General features: G+C 71.2%; 1 protein-coding gene. It reads left to right on the forward strand.

What is annotated here, in order from left to right; translation table 11 throughout:
- On the forward strand, nt 1–842 hold an 842-nt coding region (locus tag CCN42_RS40370), incomplete at its 5' end, for a lysyl oxidase family protein (RefSeq protein ID WP_245877702.1).
- Nucleotides 843–1,052: the final 210 nt, after the last annotated feature.

Below are 1,052 nucleotides of genomic sequence, written 5' to 3' on the forward strand. Positions count from 1 at the left end.
CGCCCGCCCTCTCCCACGCGCTGGACGACCGCGGCCTCGCCCACCACCTCGGCGACGGGCCCGGCCACACCGACGGCTCCCGGATCGCCCCGGCGCTGAAGCCGAACGCCAAGCGGCCCACCGGCCGCGCGGGCGTTCCGGCGAACGTGCCGAAGCCGGACCTGCGTTCGCTGCCGGCCTGGGACATCGCCATCACCGACGGCGAGGACGGTGACGTGCCGGGCAAGGACTACCTCGCCTTCAGCGCCAACGTCTGGAACGCGGGCCCCGCGCCGCTCGTCGTGGACGGCTTCCGCAGCCCCGGCAAGGACCTGATGGACGCCTACCAGTACTTCTACGACGCGAACGGCAAGCAGGTCGGCTACGCCCCCACCGGCACCATGGAGTGGGACCCGCGCATCGGCCACGAGCACTGGCACTTCACCGACTTCGCCAGCTACCGGCTGCTGAGCGCGGACCAGACGAAGGAGGTGCGCAGCGGCAAGGAGGCGTTCTGCCTGGCCAACACCGACGCGATCGACTACACGGTGAAGAACGCCAACTGGCACCCGTACAACACGGATCTGTCGACCGCCTGCGGCCAGCAGAACTCGATCTCCGTGCGTGAGGTGCTGGACGTCGGCTCCGGCGACACCTACACCCAGTACCGGCCCGGCCAGTCCTTCGACATCACGGACCTGCCGAACGGCACGTACCACATCCAGGTCATCGCCAACCCGGAGAAGCGGCTGAAGGAGACCAACCTGGACAACAACGTCGCGCTCCGCAAGGTCGTCCTCGGCGGCACGCCGGGCGCCCGGACGGTGACGGTCCCGCCGCACGAGCTGATCAACGCCAAGTAGGCGAGCGGGCCGCCCCCCTCGGCCGGGGGGCGACCCCATCCGCGTACCGGCATCCGCTCCCGCGCCGCGCCCCCCGTGACCAGGGGCGACGCGGACCCCTCGGCCCGTCCTCCGGCCCGGGATATAAACGGTGGATGATCCACCACGTCGTCCCCGCCGCGGACTGGGCCGCCGCCCCCGCGGGCCCGTACCTGTCCCTTATACACATCC

The sequence above is a fragment of the Streptomyces glaucescens genome (assembly GCF_002154375.1).
Taxonomy (GTDB): domain Bacteria; phylum Actinomycetota; class Actinomycetes; order Streptomycetales; family Streptomycetaceae; genus Streptomyces; species Streptomyces glaucescens.